Source organism: Phenylobacterium sp., from assembly GCF_030693625.1.
GTDB classification, from domain to species: domain Bacteria; phylum Pseudomonadota; class Alphaproteobacteria; order Caulobacterales; family Caulobacteraceae; genus Phenylobacterium; species Phenylobacterium ferrooxidans.
This window is the reverse complement of record NZ_JAUYAF010000075.1, coordinates 18262-35743: the sequence shown is the minus strand read 5'-3', so window position 1 is coordinate 35743 and position 17482 is coordinate 18262. Positions and strand designations below refer to the sequence as shown.

At 69.7% G+C, this 17482-nt stretch carries 20 protein-coding genes; 10 read left to right on the top strand and 10 right to left on the bottom strand.

Annotated elements, in window-relative coordinates; genetic code table 11:
- Nucleotide 1: 1 nt before the first annotated feature.
- The gene (locus Q8N10_RS17630) at nt 2-1570 is read right to left on the bottom strand and encodes a carboxylesterase/lipase family protein (protein WP_304774986.1); all 1569 of its coding nucleotides are present in this window, start codon (nt 1568-1570) and stop codon (nt 2-4) included.
- A gap of 285 nt (nt 1571-1855) precedes the next feature.
- On the opposite strand from Q8N10_RS17630, the gene phnD reads away from it, so the two are divergent.
- From phnD to phnE (Q8N10_RS17610), 4 genes are read left to right on the top strand one after another with little or no spacing between them, the layout of a single operon-like run.
- Entirely contained in the window at nt 1856-2818 is a 963-nt protein-coding gene (gene phnD / locus Q8N10_RS17625) for a phosphate/phosphite/phosphonate ABC transporter substrate-binding protein (protein WP_304774989.1), read from the top strand.
- Nucleotides 2815-3663 carry a PhnD/SsuA/transferrin family substrate-binding protein gene (locus Q8N10_RS17620; RefSeq protein WP_304774992.1) on the top strand — a complete coding sequence of 283 codons (849 nt, stop codon included), beginning with the start codon at nt 2815-2817 and terminating at the stop codon, nt 3661-3663. Before phnD ends, Q8N10_RS17620 begins: the two co-directional genes overlap by 4 nt.
- Nucleotides 3660-4538 (top strand): phosphonate ABC transporter, permease protein PhnE, encoded by an 879-nt coding sequence (gene phnE, locus Q8N10_RS17615; protein ID WP_304774995.1) that lies wholly within the window; start codon nt 3660-3662, stop codon nt 4536-4538. The genes Q8N10_RS17620 and phnE (Q8N10_RS17615) overlap by 4 nt, the downstream gene beginning before the upstream one ends.
- Nucleotides 4535-5356, top strand: a complete 822-nt coding sequence (phnE, locus tag Q8N10_RS17610; protein WP_304774998.1) for a phosphonate ABC transporter, permease protein PhnE — start codon at nt 4535-4537, stop codon at nt 5354-5356. Before phnE (Q8N10_RS17615) ends, phnE (Q8N10_RS17610) begins: the two co-directional genes overlap by 4 nt.
- Here the strand turns inward: phnE (Q8N10_RS17610) and Q8N10_RS17605 are convergent.
- Nucleotides 5337-6200 (bottom strand): PfkB family carbohydrate kinase, encoded by an 864-nt coding sequence (locus Q8N10_RS17605; protein WP_304775001.1) that lies wholly within the window; start codon nt 6198-6200, stop codon nt 5337-5339. The genes phnE (Q8N10_RS17610) and Q8N10_RS17605 overlap by 20 nt on opposite strands.
- 156 nt (nt 6201-6356) lie before the next feature.
- Between Q8N10_RS17605 and phnC the strand changes: the two genes are divergently transcribed.
- From phnC to phnN, 3 genes are read left to right on the top strand one after another with little or no spacing between them, the layout of a single operon-like run.
- A complete protein-coding gene (gene phnC, locus Q8N10_RS17600; RefSeq protein WP_304775002.1) occupies nt 6357-7130 on the top strand; it encodes a phosphonate ABC transporter ATP-binding protein in 774 nt (257 codons plus the stop codon).
- The gene (locus Q8N10_RS17595; protein ID WP_304775005.1) at nt 7130-7819 is read left to right on the top strand and encodes a DapH/DapD/GlmU-related protein; all 690 of its coding nucleotides are present in this window, start codon (nt 7130-7132) and stop codon (nt 7817-7819) included. The genes phnC and Q8N10_RS17595 overlap by 1 nt, the downstream gene beginning before the upstream one ends.
- Nucleotides 7820-7826: 7 nt before the next feature.
- Nucleotides 7827-8360, top strand: coding sequence for a phosphonate metabolism protein/1,5-bisphosphokinase (PRPP-forming) PhnN (gene phnN, locus Q8N10_RS17590; protein ID WP_304775008.1), 534 nt, complete (start codon nt 7827-7829; stop codon nt 8358-8360).
- Here phnN and Q8N10_RS17585 read toward each other — a convergent pair.
- From Q8N10_RS17585 to phnG, 8 genes are read right to left on the bottom strand one after another with little or no spacing between them, the layout of a single operon-like run.
- Nucleotides 8350-9039 (bottom strand): DUF1045 domain-containing protein, encoded by a 690-nt coding sequence (locus Q8N10_RS17585; RefSeq protein ID WP_304775011.1) that lies wholly within the window; start codon nt 9037-9039, stop codon nt 8350-8352. The genes phnN and Q8N10_RS17585 overlap by 11 nt on opposite strands.
- Nucleotides 9036-10175: an alpha-D-ribose 1-methylphosphonate 5-triphosphate diphosphatase gene (locus Q8N10_RS17580; protein WP_304775012.1), complete on the bottom strand. Its 1140-nt coding sequence runs from the start codon at nt 10173-10175 to the stop codon at nt 9036-9038. Before Q8N10_RS17580 ends, Q8N10_RS17585 begins: the two co-directional genes overlap by 4 nt.
- Nucleotides 10176-10177: 2 nt before the next feature.
- Nucleotides 10178-10882, bottom strand: a complete 705-nt coding sequence (gene phnL, locus Q8N10_RS17575) for a phosphonate C-P lyase system protein PhnL (protein ID WP_304775015.1) — start codon at nt 10880-10882, stop codon at nt 10178-10180.
- 8 nt (nt 10883-10890) lie between these two features.
- Complete coding sequence (phnK, locus tag Q8N10_RS17570) at nt 10891-11712, bottom strand: phosphonate C-P lyase system protein PhnK (RefSeq protein ID WP_304775017.1); 822 nt, start codon at nt 11710-11712, stop codon at nt 10891-10893.
- Entirely contained in the window at nt 11712-12620 is a 909-nt protein-coding gene (locus Q8N10_RS17565) for an alpha-D-ribose 1-methylphosphonate 5-phosphate C-P-lyase PhnJ (RefSeq protein ID WP_304775019.1), read from the bottom strand. Before Q8N10_RS17565 ends, phnK begins: the two co-directional genes overlap by 1 nt.
- The gene (locus Q8N10_RS17560) at nt 12617-13723 is read right to left on the bottom strand and encodes a carbon-phosphorus lyase complex subunit PhnI (protein ID WP_304775022.1); all 1107 of its coding nucleotides are present in this window, start codon (nt 13721-13723) and stop codon (nt 12617-12619) included. The genes Q8N10_RS17565 and Q8N10_RS17560 overlap by 4 nt, the downstream gene beginning before the upstream one ends.
- Before the next feature lies 1 nt (nt 13724).
- Nucleotides 13725-14339, bottom strand: coding sequence for a phosphonate C-P lyase system protein PhnH (gene phnH, locus Q8N10_RS17555; protein WP_304775023.1), 615 nt, complete (start codon nt 14337-14339; stop codon nt 13725-13727).
- Nucleotides 14339-14809: a phosphonate C-P lyase system protein PhnG gene (phnG, locus tag Q8N10_RS17550; RefSeq protein WP_304775026.1), complete on the bottom strand. Its 471-nt coding sequence runs from the start codon at nt 14807-14809 to the stop codon at nt 14339-14341. Before phnG ends, phnH begins: the two co-directional genes overlap by 1 nt.
- Before the next feature lie 166 nt (nt 14810-14975).
- Here phnG and phnF point away from each other — a divergent pair, with 166 nt between their 5' ends.
- From phnF to Q8N10_RS17535, 3 genes are read left to right on the top strand one after another with little or no spacing between them, the layout of a single operon-like run.
- Nucleotides 14976-15683 (top strand): phosphonate metabolism transcriptional regulator PhnF, encoded by a 708-nt coding sequence (gene phnF / locus Q8N10_RS17545; protein WP_304775028.1) that lies wholly within the window; start codon nt 14976-14978, stop codon nt 15681-15683.
- A gap of 8 nt (nt 15684-15691) precedes the next feature.
- On the top strand, nt 15692-16837 hold the full coding sequence (locus Q8N10_RS17540) for an alpha-D-ribose 1-methylphosphonate 5-triphosphate diphosphatase (RefSeq protein ID WP_305663966.1): 1146 nt from the start codon (nt 15692-15694) through the stop codon (nt 16835-16837).
- A 6-nt stretch (nt 16838-16843) separates the two neighbouring features.
- A complete protein-coding gene (locus tag Q8N10_RS17535; protein ID WP_304775032.1) occupies nt 16844-17443 on the top strand; it encodes a hypothetical protein in 600 nt (199 codons plus the stop codon).
- The last annotated feature ends 39 nt before the right edge of the window (nt 17444-17482 follow it).

Below are 17482 nucleotides of genomic sequence, written 5' to 3'. Positions count from 1 at the left end.
GTCAGGGACGTCGGGCGGCGGCGGCCTTGGACCAGTACTCGCGGAAGAAGCGCCGGGGATCGCTCTGGGCCTGGGTGGGCTGGCCAAAGACCAGGGTGTTGCGGGCGCTGAGGTCGTAGGCCGGCCAGGCGGGGGTCTTGGGATTGGCCGGTGAGCCCGTGGCCGCCATGGTCACCCAGGCCGAGGCGATCTCGTCGGCCAGCCGCAGGTTGTCGGCCGTGGGACCGGCCAGGGGGAAGCGGATGTCGTGCATCGAATAGGCGACGTCGATGCCGTGCACCGCGCCGTAGCGACCGCCGAAGGCCGGGCTGGGGCTGGCCCAGAGATAGGACCAGGTCGGCGCGCCGCCGGCCGCCAGCCGCCGCTCGAGCATGGTGTCGGCGCCCAGGCGGAAGGTGGTGTCGGAGTTGATGCGGGCGTTGATGATGAAGGCCGTCGCGGCCGGATCGTCATCGCGATAGGCCGACAGCAGCATGTCGGCGTCGGCGCCGACGCGGCGGTCCAGGTTCTTGCGGACCTCGTCCCACGCCATGTCGAACCGGGTCTCGCGGTAGGTGCGCTCATCCAGGGCGGTGGAGATCACCAGGGGAATGTCCAGCGACTCTGTGGGCGCGCCGGGGGTGAAGGGATGGTGCGGGATCGCATCGCCGATCAGGGGGGCGAAGGACCTCGGGGCCTCGCCGCGCGCCCGGTCCTCCGCCTCCACCTCGGCCTGGGCGGCCAGCAGGGTGGCGAAGGGGACAGCCCGCAATTCCTTGATCTGGTCCGCCCGCAGGCCGAGCTGGCGCAGCAGCAGGTCCGCGGCCTTGGCCCCCTGTTCGCGGGTCATGGCGGTCAGCCGCGATCCGCTCATCACGCCGGCGCTGGAGAACAGGCCCTTGGCCCCCGGCATGGCCAGCAGGTGGCTCACCTTCGCGCCGCCGCCGGACTGACCCACGATCAGGACGCGGGACGGATCGCCGCCGAAGGCCTCGACATTGCGCGCCACCCACCGCAGCGACGCCACCAGGTCCTGCATGCCGGCCGCGCCGGAGTCGGCCAGCGGGCCCTCGTCGCCGAGATAGAGATAGCCCAGGGCGCTGAGGCGGTGGTTCACCGTCACCACCACGCAGTCGCCGAAGCGGGCCAGCATCTCGCCGTCGCCGCCGGGATTGTTGCTGGAGCCGCCATAGAAGCCGCCGCCGTGGAAGCGCACGATGACAGGCTTCCGGGCTCCCGGGCTGGGGTCGGGCGTCCAGAGGTTCAGCACCAGGCAGTCTTCGCCCATGCCGCCGGGCTGGACATCGTTGAGGATCAGGTCGGCATAGGCGTGGCGCCGGTCGCCGGGGATCTGGGGCGCGATATTGCCATAGTCGAGGGCGTCGCGGACCCCGGCCCAAGGCTCCACGGGCTGCGGCGGCAGGAATCGGTTCGCGCCGGAGGTGTCGGCGCCGTAGCGCAGGCCCTTGAAGACCGAGATCCGGCCGGATCTCAGCCCTCGCACCTTGCCCTCCGTCGTCTCGACGATGGGGAACAGCTTGGCCTCGGCGCTTCGCACGGCGCCCAGGGTCGGGTGGTCAGGGCTGGTCATGATCTGCTCCAGAGCTAGCGTCAGCGACACCGATCTTCGCACACAGCTGAAGTCGATTCCAATAGGCGGAATACTGTTCCGTCATGCGGAACGTAAGCCTGGCGCTGGGCGTCTCGAAGCGCGCGGGAGCGAGACGGCAGGCCGCGTCGGACCAGGTCCTCAATGTCCTCACCCTGACAAATCTCAACGGCGACCGAAGACTGTCATATGGCCGTCACCGCCACGACACGGCTTGGAGGCAACGCTGCGATTGTCGCTCCGGGCCGCCGGAGCCGGGAGTGCGCAATGGCTCGATCAGCATGGTTTTCCGCCGCGGTGGCCCTTGGCCTCGGCGTCACCCTGGCGGGGTGCGGTGAAAAGACGCCGGTGGCCGACACCGGCGACTGGCGCAGCGGGATCAAGGAGATCCGCATGGCTGTCAGCGGAAGCAATGACGATCCCAGGATCGTCAAGCGACGGAGCACCTATCGCGCGCGGCTGAGCGAGGCCATCGGCCTGCCGGTCAAGCTGTACGAGAGCTCCGACTACAACGGCGTGATCCAGGCCCTGTCCTCCGGCCAGGTCGACCTGGCCCAGATGGCCGGCGGCGGCTACGCCAATGTCGACGCCCAGATCGGCCCTCTCGCAGCCCCGATCCTGACGCTTCGTCAGGCGGAGGGGGGCACTGGCTACTACTCGACCATCGTCGTCCGCGCCGACAGTCCGATCCGCACCCTGGCCGACATGAAGGGGCGCTCCCTGGGGTATGTGGATTTCAACTCCACCTCCGGCTACCTCGTGCCCCGCGCCAGGCTGCGCGATGAGGGGATCGACCCGGACACCTATTTCGGCAAGACCTCCTTCGCTGGCGGCCATACCCAGGCGGTGATGGCCCTGGCCAACGGCCAGTTCGACGGGGCGATCCTGCAGGCCAGCGGCGGCGACCCGGTGAATGGCTTCAGCCGAGGCGCGCTGCACACCATGGCCCGCCGCAAGCTGGTGGACCTGAAGGACTTCCGCATCATCTGGACGGCCGGACCCATTCCCAGCGAGGCCTTCGTGGTCCGCACCGACCGGCCGCAGCCGCTGATCGACACCGTTCGCGGCACGATGGGCGCGCTGCCCTATGACGAACCCGACCTGTGGGTGGACGTCGGACAGCTGGACGGGTCGGCCTACACCTCGGTCACTCGCGAACACTACAAGGACGTCATCGCCCTGCGCGCCGCCGACATCGCGCAGCGCCGCGGACAAGGAGGCCGGCCGTGAGGAAGATCCTGCTGGCGGTCTCCGCCCTGGTCCTGGTGGCGGCCGCGGACAAGGCGCCGGTCACCAGCCTGCGCATCGCGGCCGTCATGCCGACGGCGGGCCCCTGCGCGCCGCTGGACGCCACCGCGCCACCCGGCGAGAAGGCCTATTACGATCATCTCGCCAAGCGGCTCGACGTGAAGGTGTTGAAGTGTCCGGTGGCCGACCCGTCGGCCGCGGCCGCGGCGCTGGCGGCCGGCAGCCTGGACATGGCCCTGCTGGATCCAGTGAGCTTCGCCCCGGTGGCGGGCACGACCCGCGCCATCCTCACCATCCGCCCCGAGGGCGGCCTGAACCGAATTCCGGTGGTCGTGGCGGCGCCGGCGGCCGGTCCCGTGAAGAGCCTGGAGGACCTGCGGGGCAAGACCCTGGCCTTCGGCGGATCGATGCCGGCCGCGCGAGCCCTGCCCAGCAAGGTTCTCGCCGACCGAGGATTTGGGGCTGACGTCTTCAAGGCCGAGATGACGGCGGCCGACGCCGCCGACGCGCTCGGCAAGCTGCGGTCCGGGGAGGCTGACGCCATCGTCCTGCACGCGGCGGCCTGGCAGCGGCTCTGCATGCCCGACGATCCGAAGGCCGGGCCGCTTTGCAGTGACCTCAAGGTTCTGCTGAAGGCGCGCCCCCAGGCCGCTCAGGCGATCGTCGTGCGCAAGGACATCGCCAACGAGACCCGTTACCGCCTGATCGGCATCCATATGCCGATGCACCTGGAGAACAGGGCCGCCTTCACCTGGGCCTCCTCCTGGGCGCTCAAGGCCGCCGAGTTCGAGCCCACCGAGGCCCTGGCCCTGGTGGCCACGCGATGACGGCCGTGGCCGAGTTCGAAGCGCTGCGCCGGCGAACCCTACGCCGCCAGCGCCTGGAGGCCCTGGTCGGCCTGCTGATCTTCTCGGCCATCCTGCTGATCTCGTTCCAGCGCAGTCAGTTCTTCTCCTCCGATATCGGCGGCGACCCCTTGGGGCGGATCGGTGACTTCTTCAATCGAATGATCCCGGACCTGAAGGGCGATGTCCTGCTTGAAGACCGCAGGACGACCGGCTCCATGGCCTGGTGGTTCTGTGACCTGCCGGTCTGGCTGAAGCTGGGCTGGCAGACCGTGGAGATGGCTATCGTGGCCACGGTTCTCGGCGCGATCGGCGGCCTGTTCGCCTCGTTCCTCTGCGCGCGAAACCTGATGCCCATTGCGGCGGTGCGCTTCACCGTGCGGCGGACTCTCGAGGCGATCCGAACCTTGCCGGACCTGGTGCTGGCGCTCCTGCTGGTCGCCGCCTTCGGGGTCGGCCCGCTGGCCGGGGTCATCACCCTGGCCATCTCCACCATGGGGGGGCTCGGCAAGCTGTTCGCCGAGATCAATGAGGAGGTCGACGCTCGGCAGCTGGAAGCGATGGAGGCGTCGGGCACCGGCCTTATCCGCAAGATCCGCTACGGGGTGATCCCCCAGGTCCTGCCCAACTACGCCTCCTACGCCCTGATCCGGCTGGAGGGGAACCTGGGCGGCGCCGCGGCTCTGGGTATCGTGGGGGCGGGCGGCATCGGCATCGAGCTGCAGCGGGCCATCACCTACACCGAGTTCGACACCTACCTGGCGATCCTGCTGCTGATCGTCGGCATGATCTTCCTGATCGACATGGCGTCCGAAGCCATTCGCCACCGTCTGATCGGCCTGGGGGAAGCGCGATGACCCGCGAGAATCACGCCCGCGCCCTGCTGCTCGCGCCGCAAGCCATGCGCGCCAGTGGGACCGCGCGTCTGCAGCGCATGGGACTGGTCGTGCTGGGAGTCGCCGCCTTCGTGGCCATGTGCATCGACCTGGAGCTGGCCCCCGAGGCCATGCTGGCCGGAATGGACAAGTTCGGCCAGCTTGCCGCCGGAGCCTTCCCCCCCAGCGACGGTGGCGATCTGCCCCGCATTCTCAAGGCCCTGGCCGAGACCTTCGCCATGGCCTTCGCCGGCACGGTGCTGGCCGCGCTGGCGGCTCTGCCCCTGGGGATGCTGGGCGCCAAGACAGTGGTGGGGCAGCCTGTGCTGCACTTCGCCTTCCGCCGGGTGCTGGACTGGTTCCGGGGCGTCCCAGCGCTGGTTTGGGCCCTGATCCTGGTCTCGGCCTTCGGGCTTGGTCCCTTCGGCGGCGTGATCGCCCTGGCGCTCGCCGATGTGCCGAGCCTGGCCAAGCTGTTCTCCGAGGCGATCGAGAACGGCGACGAAAGGCCCCTGGAGGGTGTCCGTGCCGCTGGCGCCTCGCCCCTGATGGTGCTGCGCTACGGCCTCGCCCCGCAGGTGACGCCGATCATGGCCAGCCAGGTGCTGTTCTTCCTGGAGAGCAACTTCCGCAACGCCGCGGTGCTGGGCATCGTCGGAGCCGGCGGGATCGGGTTCGAGCTGGAAGAGCGCATCCGCATCTTCGCCTTCGACCAGGTCTTCTTCATCATCGGCCTCTACATGATCTGCGTCGCGGCCCTGGACACCGTCTCCCAGCAGCTCAGGAAGCGGCTGGCCTGAAGGCCGGAAACGAGCCGTCCAGCGGGGCCGAGGCGTCGAGGCCGACGGCCACGGTCCCCCAGGCGCAGGCGTGGGCGAGCGCCGCCTGCATGTCCGCGCCAGCCGTCAGGGCCTCGAGCAGGCCGGCGGCGAAGCAGTCCCCGGCGCCCGTGGCGTCCACCACCGTGGCCGGCCGCGGCGTAGCCCGCAGGATGCGCCGGCCGTCATGGGCCGTGACGCCGTGACCGCCGCGGGTCAGGACCATCCAGCTCAGCCGCTCACCCACCTGGGCCCGTCCGGCGGCGAAGGGATCGGCCAGGGTGGCGACATCGCAGTCGTCCATCGAGGCCACCAGGACATCGCAGGGGCCCGCGAATCCGCCTGCCGGCCAGTGGGCCACCACGGGACCCTGGCAGGCCGCCGCCCAGGCTTCCGCCCCTGGGTAGGGCGCGCGGACATAGAGGCCGTCGAACGCCGCGTCGGGCTCGGGCGGGGGCAGGGTCGGCGGCTTGGCCGGCTCGATATCCAGGCCCAGGACCAGGCGCTCGCCGCCGGGCTCGATCAGGATCAGGGTGGTGCGGCTGGCGCCGTCCCTGCGAAGGACGTGGCGGGTGTCCAGGCCGGCGGCCCGGACCCGGGCCAGGCAGGCGTCGCCATCGGCGTCGGCCGCCACGACTCCGGCGACCGCGACCTGATGGCCCGCGCGCGCCAGGGCGACGCCGGCGTTCGCCGCGCCACCCCCCAGCCGTCCGGCCAGGGCGCCGTCCAGGCTCTTGCCCAGCAGGCGGCCGCCGGACTCCAGAGGCCCGCTCAGCCGCACCGGCCGGTCCAGGGCCAGGGCGCCGATCACCAGGAAATCGGCCATCAGACTCTCCGCGATCCTGACACCATAACGTGAACCGGTGACGCGGACGCGACGCCGACAAATCGCCCCTTGGTCCAGCGCCCCATCGCCCCGCCGTCACGTCCGGGTCACGGCGCGCCGCTAGCGTCTGCCCATAGGTCTGTACCTGGAGGTCCGATGCTCGAACTGCATGGCGTCAGCAAGCGCTTCGGCGACACCCTGGCGGTGAACAGCGTGTCGTTTTCCTGCAAGCGAGGTGAGCTGGTGGGGATCATCGGCCGGTCGGGGGCCGGCAAGTCGACCCTGCTGCGGCTCATCAACCGCCTCAGCGACCCGAGCGAGGGCAAGGTCACCTGGGACGGCGATGACGTCAGTCACCTGAAGGGTGCGCCCCTGCGCAAGTGGCGCCGCCGCTGCGCCATGATCTTCCAGCAGTTCAACCTCAGTCCCCGCCTGGACGTCATCACCAATGTCCTGGTGGGCGTTGTGGGCGAGCGCCCTCTGTTCAGTTCGCTGATCAAGTTCTTCCCCGCCTCCGACCGGGCCCGCGCCATCCTGGAGCTCGACGCCCTGGACATGGCCTCCGCGGCCCTGCAGCGGGCGGGCACCCTGTCGGGCGGACAGCAGCAGCGGGTCGCCATCGCGCGCGCCATGCTGCAGGATCCCGACCTGGTCCTGGCTGATGAGCCCGTGGCCTCCCTCGACCCGGTCAACGCCGAGGTGGTCATGGAGGCCCTCCAGAAGATTTGCCGGGAGCGCAACGTCCCGGTGATCGTCAACCTGCACAGCCTCGACATCGCGCGGCGCTACTGCACCCGGGTGATCGCCATGGCCAAGGGCGCCGTGGTGTTCGACGGTCCGCCGAGCGCGCTCACCCCCGCGGTGCTGGACCGCGTCTATGGCGGCCGTACCAGCGCCCCGGAACCCTTCAGCGTCGTGGCGGCCGCCTGATGAGGCTGCGTCTGGCCGATCGGCCGCTCGAGGACGGTTACCTCTATTTCGACCGCTATGTTCACCAAGAGCCGGCCGAGGCCCGCGATAGCGCGGCGCCGGTGGTGCACAAGGACGCCCAGGTGCACGACTCGATCCTGGGGCCCTGGACCCGCGTCGGGGCCCGCACCAGCTTTTCTGAAGTCTCGATGGGCGCCTACAGCTACATCGTCAACGACGCCTCGGCCAACTATGCGGAGATCGGCAAGTTCTGCTCGATCGCCCGGGACGCACGGCTCAACCCCGGCAACCACCCGACCTGGAAGGCCGCGCTGCACCACTTCACCTACCGCACCCGCTCCTACGAGCTAGGCCCCGAAGATGATCACGACTTCTTCGAGTGGCGGCGGTCGCACACCGTGACCCTGGGCCACGACGTCTGGATCGGCCACGGCGCCACCGTCCTGCCGGGCGTCAGCATCGGCACCGGCTCGGTGGTGGGCGCGGGCGCTGTGGTGTCCAAGGACGTGCCGCCCTTCACCATCGTCGGCGGGGTTCCCTCCAAGCCGATCCGTGAGCGCTTCCCCAAGGCGGTCCAGGATGGTCTGCTGGCGGTTTCCTGGTGGGACTGGAGCCATGAGCGCCTCGCCGACGCCATCGACGACTTCCGCGACCTCGACGCCGACGCCTTCGTCGAAAAGTACGCCTGAGGCCGGCATGCTTGTGCTCGTGGTCGGGCCCTCTGGGGCCGGCAAGGACACTCTGCTGGACGGCGCCCGGGCGGCGCTCGACGGCGATCCTGAATTCGTCTTTCCCCGCCGCGAGATCACCCGCCCGGCCGAGGCGGGCGGCGAGGACCATGACCCCGTCGATGAGGCCCAGTTCGTCGCCCGCGAGACCGCCGGCGGCTACGCCCTGACCTGGCGCGCTCACGGGCTGGCCTATGGAATCCCGGCCGAGATCGCCGACGACCTGGCCCTCGACCGCACCGTGGTCGTCAATGTCTCGCGCGCCGTGCTGGACGCGGCCCGGGCCAGCTTCGGCGCCCTGAGGGTGCTGGTGGTGACCGCAGATCCCGAAATCCTGGCCCACCGGCTGTCACAGCGGGGTCGTGAGAGCGCGGCCGACATCGCACAGCGCCTGGCTCGCGCCGAGGCCATACCGGTCACGGGCGACGATGTGATGGTGGTTCAGAACGACAGCACGCCACAGGAGGGCGTGGCCCGCTTCCTGGCCGCCCTCAGGCGCTGAAGCTGAACCGCTCCAGGATGAGGAACCGCGCCTGGCGGTCGTCCTGCTTGAAGACCGCCACGCCGTCGAACAGGTGCGGCCCGGTCTCTTCCATGAAGTGATCGCGCAGCACGGCCAGGACGCGGGTGCGGACGGCGTCGTCGCGGATGGACCCGGTGAGGGTCATGTGGAAGCGGAAGTCCTCGAGGACATGGGGATAGCCCCATTCCACCAGGCGCGCGTCCTGCTCCGGGGTCAGCGGAGCCTTGCGGCGGCGCGCCAGGTCGGCGTCCGACAGCGGCGCGCGGAAGGTGTCGAAGTCTCGGACACAGAGGGCGTGCAGGGCCTGCATCTCAGGCGAGGGCTGCTGGAGCTGGAAGGCCAGGAACCGGCCAAGGGCGGCGGGCGCGATCGGGACCTCGAAGGGGGCCAGGTCCGCGGCCCGTCGCCCGACCGCCGCCAGCAGTTCGGCCTCGCCGCGCCCGGGCGCGAGTTCGAAGGGCGCCTTGAGCGTCCCGTGGAAACCGTAACCGCGAGGGTCTTGCGTCAGGGCGTCCAGGTCCAGCGCGTCGAGGCCGGGCAGGGGACGGCGTGACGGCGCGGCGCCGGTATAGGCGTCGGCGCCCAGCCAGGCCGACGCCTTGTCCCACAGCCGCGTGCCGGCCCGTGGGGCGTAGTAGATCGCGTAGCGGGCGGTCATGCGGTCCGCTGGCCCCGCAGCCAGACCTCGGTGGGGACCGGCCATCCGGCAGAGCGTCGCGTGACCCGGACGATGTCGGCGCGCTGGCCCGGCGCGATTTCGCCGCGGTCGTTCAGGCCCAGGCTGCGGGCCGGGTTGGCCGCGACGGTGGCCAGGGCCCTCTGCGGCGTCCAGCCCATGTCGTCGATCAGCATGAAGGCGGAGCGGAGCATGGAGAGGGGCACGTAATCCGAGGCCAGGATGTCGAGAACGTCGTGCTCAGCGCACTCACGGGCCGACAGATTGCCAGAGTGCGAGCCGCCGCGCACGAAGTTCGGCCCGCCCATGCAGATGGCCATGCCAAAAACCTTCGACTTCAGCGCGGCCTCAAGGGTGACGGGGAACTCGGCGATGACGCAGCCGTCGTCGTGGGCCTCCTGCACATGCTCCAGGGTGGCGTCGTCGTGGGCGCAGATCGGCACGCCGTACTCGCGGGCGAAGGCCACCACGCTGCGGCGGTTGGACTGGGCCACCGAAGGGTCACGACCGGCATGGCGCCGGGCCATCATCTCGTCGATCTCGGTCTCGCTGCGGCCAGCGGCCACCATGCGGATTTCAAGGGCGGCCACGTTGGAGGTCTGCCGCTGGCCGGGGGTGTGGTCCATCACCGACAGCAGTTTCAGGCGGGGATTGTCGGCGTGGGGTTCCAGCAGGGTCAGCAGCTCGGGATTGGTCACCTCGCAGCGCAGGTGCAGCAGGTGCTCGGCGCGCAGGGCGCCGTCAGCCTGGGCTGCATCCATGCCGGCGATCATGGGGCCGAGGGCTTCCTTGCGGTCGAGACCTTCCTTGCGGCCGTGCAGGCTCAGGGAGTCCAGCACGGTGGTGATGCCGGCCGAGGCGCACTGGCCGTCGTGGGCCAGGGCCGCGCCATAGGCGTCCCACAGGGCGCCGGGACGGGGCTGGTAGTGCTTTTCCAGGTTGTCGGTGTGGATATCCACGAGACCGGGAACGAGCCAGTCGCCGCCCCAATCGTGGGCGTCGGCCGACGGGCTCTCGCGAGCCTCGACAGCGAGGATCACCTCGTCCCGCACCACCACCTCGCCGCGCACCAGGCCCTGGGGCGTGACGATATTCTGCGAGAAGATGCGCTGTTCCATGATCAGGCGGCCGCCTTGAACTCAGACACCCCGAACAGACGGGTGGCGACGGCGTCGCGGACGTCATGGTCGTGGAAGATGCCGATCATCGCCGCGCCCCGGGCCAGCGCCTGCTGGATCAGGGTCACCACGATGGCGCGGTTCTCGGCGTCCAGGGAGGCGGTGGGTTCGTCCAGCAGCATGACCGGATAGTTGCGGATGAAGCTGCGGGCGATGTTCACGCGCTGCTGCTCGCCGCCGGAGAAGGTGGCGGGCGGCAGCTCCCAGTGGGCCCGCGGCAGACGCAGGGCCGAGAGCAGGGTCTCGGCCCGGTCCTGGGCCTCTTCCGTGGAGACGCCATTCTCCAGCAGCGGCTCCATGATCAGCTGCAGGGTGGAGATGCGCGGGATCACCCGGAGGAACTGGCTGACATAGCCCAGCGTGCGGCGCCGCACGTCCAGAACCTGGTGCGGCAGGGCCTGGGTGATGTCCACATAGGCGCCGTCGTGGAGGACGCGCACTGAGCCCTGGGTCGGCAGATAGTTGCCGTAGATGGAGCGCATCAGGGTGGACTTGCCGACGCCGGACTCGCCGGCCAGCACCACGCATTCGCCGGGAGAAACCTCCAGGCTCAGGCGCTCGAAGACCGGAATGGACGCAGAGTCGGCGTTGTGGAGGACGAAGGTCTTGGCCAGGTCCTCGACGACGATGAGGGGGAGGGTGCTCATGGTGTGACCTAGATCTGCAGGACGGAGGAGACGAGGAGCTGGCTGTAGGGATGCTGGGGATCGTCCAGCACCTGGTCGGTGAGGCCGGTCTCCACGACGAAGCCGTTCTTCATGACGATCAGCCGGTCGGCCATCAGGCGGGCCACGGCCATGTCGTGGGTGACGATGATCACGGCGAGGCCCAGGTCGCGCACCAGCTCGCGCAGCAGGTCCAGCAGGCGGGCCTGGACCGAGACGTCGAGACCGCCGGTGGGCTCATCCATGAACACCAGGCGGGGCCCGTGGATCAGGTTGCGCGCCACCTGGATGCGCTGCTGCATGCCGCCGGAGAAGTTGCGCGGCTTGTCGTCGATGCGGCGGGTGTCGAGCTCGACGCGCTCAAGCCACTCGATGGTGGCCGCGCGCATCTGGCCATAGTGCCGGTTGCCCAGGTTCATCAGCGGCTCGGCGACATTGGCGCCGCCGGAGACCCGCATGCGCAGGCCGTCGCGGGGGTTCTGGTGCACGAAGCCCCATTCCTCGCGCTGCATGCGGCGGCGGTCGGGTTCGTTCAGACCGTAGATGTCGGTCAGGCCAAAGCGGCTGGTGTCGAACTCCACCTTGCCGGCCGAGGGCGGGAGCTTGCCCGAGATGGCGTTCAGCAGGGTGGTCTTGCCCGAGCCGCTCTCGCCCACGATGCCCAACACTTCGCCGGGCCGCAGTTCGAAGGACACATTGCGGCAGCCCACCACGTGGCCGTAGGACTTGGTGAGGTCGGTGACCCGCAGCAGCGGCGCGGCCTGGGTCATTCCGGAGGCCGCTTGCGGCCGGGTCATCACGTCGGCATCCATCACGCCGGCTCCTTGTCGAGGGCGGCGAGCTGGTGGCCCGCCATCGGGCCGGCGTGGCCGGCGGCGCGGCGTTCAGCGCAGAAGTTGCTGTCGGAGCAGACGAACATCCGCTCGCCGGAGTCATCCAGGACCACCTCGTCGAGGTAGCTCTCCTGCGCGCCGCAGAGGGCGCAGTCCTCTTCCCAGGTCTGGGTCTCGAAGGGGTGATCCTCGAAGTCCAGGCTGCGGACGTTGGTGTAGGGCGGCACGGCGTAGATGCGCTTCTCGCGCCCGGCGCCGAACAGCAGGATGGCCGGGTTCTGGCCCAGCTTGGGATTGTCGAACTTGGGGATGGGCGAGGGGCTCATCAGGTAGCGCTCCTCGATCATGGTGGGATAACCCACCGTCGAGGCGATGTAGCCGTGGGCGGCGACGCTCTCGTAGAGGGAGACGTACTGCAGGCCGTATTCCTCATAGGCGTGCATGGCGCGGGTCTCCGTCTCGCGGGCTTCCAGGCCGCGCAGCGGCTCGGGCTGCGGCACCTGGAAGACCAGGACCTGGCCCTCGGTAAGACCCTTTTCCGGGATGCGGTGGCGGGTCTGGATGATGGTCGCCTCGCCGGTCTCCTCGGTGGTGGCCACGTCGGCCACCTGGGCGAAGAAGCGGCGGATCGAGACGGCGTTGGTAGTGTCGTCGGCGCCCTGGTCGATGCACTTGTAGACATCGTCAGGACCGATGATCGCCGCGGTCAGCTGGATGCCGCCCGTGCCCCAGCCATAGGGCACCGGCATTTCGCGGGACCCGAAGGGCGCCTGGTATCCGGGGATGGCCAGGGCCTTCAGGATCGCGCGGCGGATCATCCGCTTGGTCTGCTCATCCAGGTAGGCGTAGTTGTAGTAGCGCTCGGGCTCATTGGGACGCGCGGTCATTCGGCGGCTTCCTTCATCGCAGCCGCGCGCTCGGCATAGTCGCGGCGCTGGCGGCGGATCAGTTGCAGGTCGGCCTGGAAGTCGACGTAGTGCGGCAGTTTCAAGTGCTGCACGAAGCCGGAGGCCTCCACATTGTCGGAGTGGTAGAGGACGAACTCCTCGTCCTGGCAGGGGGCCGAGGCCTCGCCGGCGGCCGCGTCCCGCAGGGCCCGATCGACGATGGCCATGGACATCGCCTTGCGCTCGCAGTGGCCGAAGGTCAGGCCGTAGCCGCGGGCGAACTGCGGGGCGGTGTCGACGCCGCCGCCGTAGGTGGAGATCATCTGGCACTCAGTCAGGGTCAGCTCGCCGATCTCGATGGCGAAGCCCAATTCGTCGGGAATGAACTCCACGGCGACCTCGCCCAGGCGGATCTCGGCGCAGAGCGGGTGGGTCGAGCCCCAGCCGCGCTGCGAGGAGTAGGCCAGGGAAAGCAGGAAGCCTTCGTCGCCACGGGCCAGGGCCTGCAGGCGCTGATCGCGGCCGGCCGGGAAGGCCATCGGCTCGCGCGTCAGGTCGAAGGGCGCGGGCGCCTCGTCGGTCTGGGTGTCGGGCTCGAGCAGGTCCTCGTGGGCGAAGACCGAGGCGATGGTGGCCATGGGATAGGCCTGGGGCTCCTCTGCCTCCAGGGCGCGGTCCACCGAGGTCTCACCGTTGGCGGCGAGGGTGAAGTCCAGCAGCCGGTGGGTGTAGTCGAACGTCGGGCCAAGCACCTGGCCGCCGGGGATGTCCTTGAACGCCGCCGAGATCCGCCGACGGACGGCCATCTGACCGGTCTCCACCGGCAGGGAGGCGCCGAAGCGGGGCAGGGTGGTGCGATAGGCCCGGGTCAGGAAGATGGCTTCCGGCAGGTCGCCGCGCGCCTGCTTGACGGCCAGGGCCGCGAGGTCGCGGTCATAGCAGGAGCCCTCGCTCATCACCCGGTCGACGGAGAGCGAGAGCTGCTCGCGGATCTGATCGGTCTCGATCTCCGGGATGGCGACGTCGCCCCGGCGATCCTCGGCGAGCCAGCGGTGCGCGTTGGTGATCGCCCGCTCGCCGCCCTTAACTGCCACATAGGCCATGTCAGTCTCCCTTGATGGTGATGCGCGTCGAACGCGGCAGCGCGGTCACGCGGTCGCCGGCGACGAAGATGAAGTCCACGCCGAACTGGAACTGTTCGTGGTTGGCCTGGACCTGGGCCCAGAACCCGTCGGGCAGGCCCGCGAGGGCCAGGGTCATTTCGGTCTTGATGCCCGGACCGGTGAGCACGACCTGCGGGCCGCCCTCCAGGGACGGCAGCTGGATGACCAGGGTGGTGGAGCGATCGGGGTACTTGGCGTCGCCCATGTTGAAGGCGGTGAGCGCCGGGGCCGATGCGATGTCCGTCACGAGGGCGAAGGCCGCGGCCATCGGATCCCCGGTGAGCGGCGGGCCGCAATGGAACCGGATCCAGCCCTCGGCGAGCCCACCGCGCAGGCGCGGGTCAAGCCAGATCAGGGTCTCGAAGTCGAAGAGGGTCAGGGCGACGGCGCCGGCGGCGCGGTCCAGGCCCTGGGGCGCGTCGGGGGCGAAGGCCAGGTCATGAATGACGCCCGGACGGGCCATGCATTCCATCACCTTGCGGAAGACGGCCTGGCTGCCCCGCGTGGGGTCGGGGAAGGCCGGCGCGATATCGGCGAGATCAAGGACGGCGGACATCAGCCGGGGCTCCGGGTGCGAACCATGGTGAAGAAGTCGACCTTGGTGGCCGCGGCCTTGCGGGCGGCGGTGTCGCGGCGCTCGTCCTGGGTCCGGGCCAGCTTGGCGATGACGGCGCCCTCGACGGAGGGGCGCAGGTCGGCCGACTGCATCATGGCGTCCACCGCCGCGGCGATCTCCGCATGCCTGCGATCGCGGCCGGCCACGTAGCCGATCCCGGTCTCGCCGCTGTCGAGCCGAACCGCGGCGCGGGTCACGGTCATCTCGCCGAGGTTGAAGGCGTCGCCGGAGCCGCCCATGCGGCCGCGCACCAGGACCATGCCGATCTCGGGGCTGCGCAGCGCCCGGTACTCCGGCGGCGAGGCCAGGCCTTCCCAGGCGGCGAGGACTTCCTTCGGCTGCGCCTTGGCGAGGATGGAGAGCCAGCGTCGCCGCTCGGGCGTCGCCTCGACAACTGGTTGGGCCGCCATCGATAACCTCCGACAAATAAGCAGGTTGTTGTATTCGCTTAAGTCGAGTGTTAGTTGAGCGAAGGTCTTCCGGCAACAAACCAATGATGAAGGTTCTTTGACGTCAATAGAACTTGTCTAGATTGATGTCGCAAGACTGATAAGGGCGAGTGATACGAAGGTTGCCATGGCCCTTTGGCGCACGATCTCACAATCCCTGGAACGCCGGATCCTGGCGCGCGAGCTGACGCCCGGCGACAAGTTGCCGACGGAGTTCGAGCTCTCGCGGGAGTTCATGGTCAACCGCCATACGGTCCGCCGGGCGCTGTCCGACCTGCAGGACAAGGGGATCGTGGAGTCCACCCAGGGGCGGGGCAGCTATGTCCGGCGGCCCTCGACCCCCATGCAGCTTCAGCGGCGTCCGCGGTTCTCCGACCACGTCCGCGAACGGGGACGGATCCCGCGCACCGAGACCCTCAAGCTGATGACCCGGGCGGCGGACGCCAAGGCCGCGGCGCAGTTGGGCCTGCGCCCGGGCCAGCCCATCATCTATCTGGAGCGCTGCCGGTTCATCGACGATGAGCCCACCGGCATCAGCCAGCACCACTTCAGCCACGACCGGTTTCCCACCTTCATCGACATGTACCGGGCGCGGGGATCGATCACCCAGACGCTGATCGATTCCGGCATCCCCGACTACACCCGCCGGCGCACCGCCATTTCAGCCCGGCTGCCCACGGTCGAGGAGGCCGAGCAGCTGCGCATCCCGCGGCACGTCCCGCTGCTGGTGCACCGCTACCTCAACATCGACGGCCTCGGCAGGCCCCTGGAGTACGGGATTTCCCGCTCCACGACCGAGGTGGTGATCGACTTCCCAGACCCAGAGCGGCCTTGATCCGCAGATTGAAAGGAACCGCCGTGGAGTTCGCGTTCAAAAACGCCCAGGTCGTCACTGCCGACGACTCGTTCCTGGGCTCGGTCCTGGTGCGTGACGGCAAGATCGTCGCGGTGGACCGCAGCGGCTCTGTGGGGGAGGACCTCGCGGGCGACGTCCTGATGCCGGGCGTGATCGACCTGCACACCGACAATCTGGAAAAGCACTTCTTTCCCCGGCCCAACATCGACTGGAACCCCATCTCGGCGGCGGTGACCCATGACGGCTGCTGCCTGTCGGTGGGGGTGACCACGGTGTTCGACAGCCTGAGCATCGGCACGTTCAATCCGTCGGTAGCGCGCAACCACGACAATCTGCCCCGGCTGGCCAACGGCCTGCTGGCCGCCCGCGACGCCGGCATGCTGAAGGCCGATCATCGCCTACACTGGCGCTGCGAAACCCCGGCCGATGACCTTCCGGCGCGGCTGGAGCAGTTGGCGAGCCATCCCCTGACCTCGCTGTTCTCCCTGATGGACCACACGCCGGGGCAGCGGCAGTACCGCAACATCGAGAAGCACCTGGCCAACTGGAGCGCCAACGGCATGTCCGCCCAGGACATCGACGAGCGCCTGGCCGGCATCCGCGATCGTCAGGGCCGCAACGCCGCCAACAACCGCCGCCTGGTGGCCGACCTGGCCAAGTCGCGGGGCATACCCCTGGCCAGCCACGATGACGAAGACGTCGAGCACGTCGACGAGGCCGCCGACCTGGGCGCCACCGTCTCGGAATTCCCCGTGACCATCGAGGCCGCCCGGCGCGCCAAGGAGCGCGGCATGGTGGTGGTGATGGGCGGACCCAACCTGATGCGGGGCGGCTCCTATTCGGGCAACGTCCCGGCTTCTGAACTGGCCGACGCCGGCCTGCTGGACGCCTTCGCCTCCGACTATGTGCCGCGCAGCCTGATCGAGTGCGCCTTCGCCCTGACGGCCGCGCCTTTCGGCTGGAGTCTGGCCCGGGCCGTCGCGGTCGTGACCGAGGCCCCGGCCCGCGCGGCCCAGCTCACCGATCGCGGGACCATCACGAGCGGCGCGCGCGCCGACCTGGTGCGGGTCAACACCCGCGGTGGCCTGCCGGTCGTGCGCGGCGTCTGGGTCGAGGGGCAGCGCGCCGCCTGACGCCTCGTGCGCATCGTCACCCTCAACACCTGGAAGAATGAGGGCCTCTACCTCCGCCGCCTGCAGCTGATGGGCGACGGATTGCGGGAAATGGCGCCTGACGTCGTCTGCCTGCAGGAGTGCTTCGCCGCGGAAGGTTTCGACACCGCCGGCGGGCTGGCGGCGGAACTGGGACTCGTGGCTCACGAGGCGTCAGCTCGACGCAAGGTCCGCAGGCACCAAGGCCGCGACCTCGACAGTACCTCGGGCCTGGCGATCCTGGCCCGCACACAGGGCGTCGCCGACCGCCTCGACCTGGCCAGCCATGCCGCCGACGGCGAGCGCATCGCCCAGCGCCTGGACCTGGAGGTCGAGGGCCGGCCGCTGCGCATCCTCAACCTGCACCTGACTCACCTGCGCGGCGCCGATGGGCTGAATCCGCGCCCCGGCGCCCTGCAGGGCGCGCGGATCGGCGAGGGCCCGGTGGGCCTGTCGGCGATCGACCACTGCGTGCTGTACCGGCTGGGGCCCTGGCGCGAGGTCGCCGCTGGCCGCGGTCTCGACACCCCCGACGCCGAGGGCTGGTATCCCAGCGACCACGCCGCCGTCGGACTGGATCTGGCCTGACCCAAAGAAAAACGCTCCCGCACTGGGATGCGGGAGCGC

What these genes read in the sequence shown, in the direction of transcription:
- Q8N10_RS17630 (WP_304774986.1), bottom strand. Translation starts at nt 1,570, where the DNA reads ATGACCAGCCCTGACCACCCGACCCTGGGCGCCGTGCGAAGCGCCGAG.
- phnD (WP_304774989.1), top strand. Translation starts at nt 1,856, where the DNA reads ATGGCTCGATCAGCATGGTTTTCCGCCGCGGTGGCCCTTGGCCTCGGC.
- phnE (WP_304774995.1), top strand. Translation starts at nt 3,660, where the DNA reads ATGACGGCCGTGGCCGAGTTCGAAGCGCTGCGCCGGCGAACCCTACGC.
- phnE (WP_304774998.1), top strand. Translation starts at nt 4,535, where the DNA reads ATGACCCGCGAGAATCACGCCCGCGCCCTGCTGCTCGCGCCGCAAGCC.
- Q8N10_RS17605 (WP_304775001.1), bottom strand. Translation starts at nt 6,200, where the DNA reads ATGGCCGATTTCCTGGTGATCGGCGCCCTGGCCCTGGACCGGCCGGTG.
- phnC (WP_304775002.1), top strand. Translation starts at nt 6,357, where the DNA reads ATGCTCGAACTGCATGGCGTCAGCAAGCGCTTCGGCGACACCCTGGCG.
- Q8N10_RS17595 (WP_304775005.1), top strand. Translation starts at nt 7,130, where the DNA reads ATGAGGCTGCGTCTGGCCGATCGGCCGCTCGAGGACGGTTACCTCTAT.
- phnN (WP_304775008.1), top strand. Translation starts at nt 7,827, where the DNA reads ATGCTTGTGCTCGTGGTCGGGCCCTCTGGGGCCGGCAAGGACACTCTG.
- Q8N10_RS17585 (WP_304775011.1), bottom strand. Translation starts at nt 9,039, where the DNA reads ATGACCGCCCGCTACGCGATCTACTACGCCCCACGGGCCGGCACGCGG.
- Q8N10_RS17580 (WP_304775012.1), bottom strand. Translation starts at nt 10,175, where the DNA reads ATGGAACAGCGCATCTTCTCGCAGAATATCGTCACGCCCCAGGGCCTG.
- phnL (WP_304775015.1), bottom strand. Translation starts at nt 10,882, where the DNA reads ATGAGCACCCTCCCCCTCATCGTCGTCGAGGACCTGGCCAAGACCTTC.
- phnK (WP_304775017.1), bottom strand. Translation starts at nt 11,712, where the DNA reads ATGGATGCCGACGTGATGACCCGGCCGCAAGCGGCCTCCGGAATGACC.
- Q8N10_RS17565 (WP_304775019.1), bottom strand. Translation starts at nt 12,620, where the DNA reads ATGACCGCGCGTCCCAATGAGCCCGAGCGCTACTACAACTACGCCTAC.
- Q8N10_RS17560 (WP_304775022.1), bottom strand. Translation starts at nt 13,723, where the DNA reads ATGGCCTATGTGGCAGTTAAGGGCGGCGAGCGGGCGATCACCAACGCG.
- phnH (WP_304775023.1), bottom strand. Translation starts at nt 14,339, where the DNA reads ATGTCCGCCGTCCTTGATCTCGCCGATATCGCGCCGGCCTTCCCCGAC.
- phnG (WP_304775026.1), bottom strand. Translation starts at nt 14,809, where the DNA reads ATGGCGGCCCAACCAGTTGTCGAGGCGACGCCCGAGCGGCGACGCTGG.
- phnF (WP_304775028.1), top strand. Translation starts at nt 14,976, where the DNA reads ATGGCCCTTTGGCGCACGATCTCACAATCCCTGGAACGCCGGATCCTG.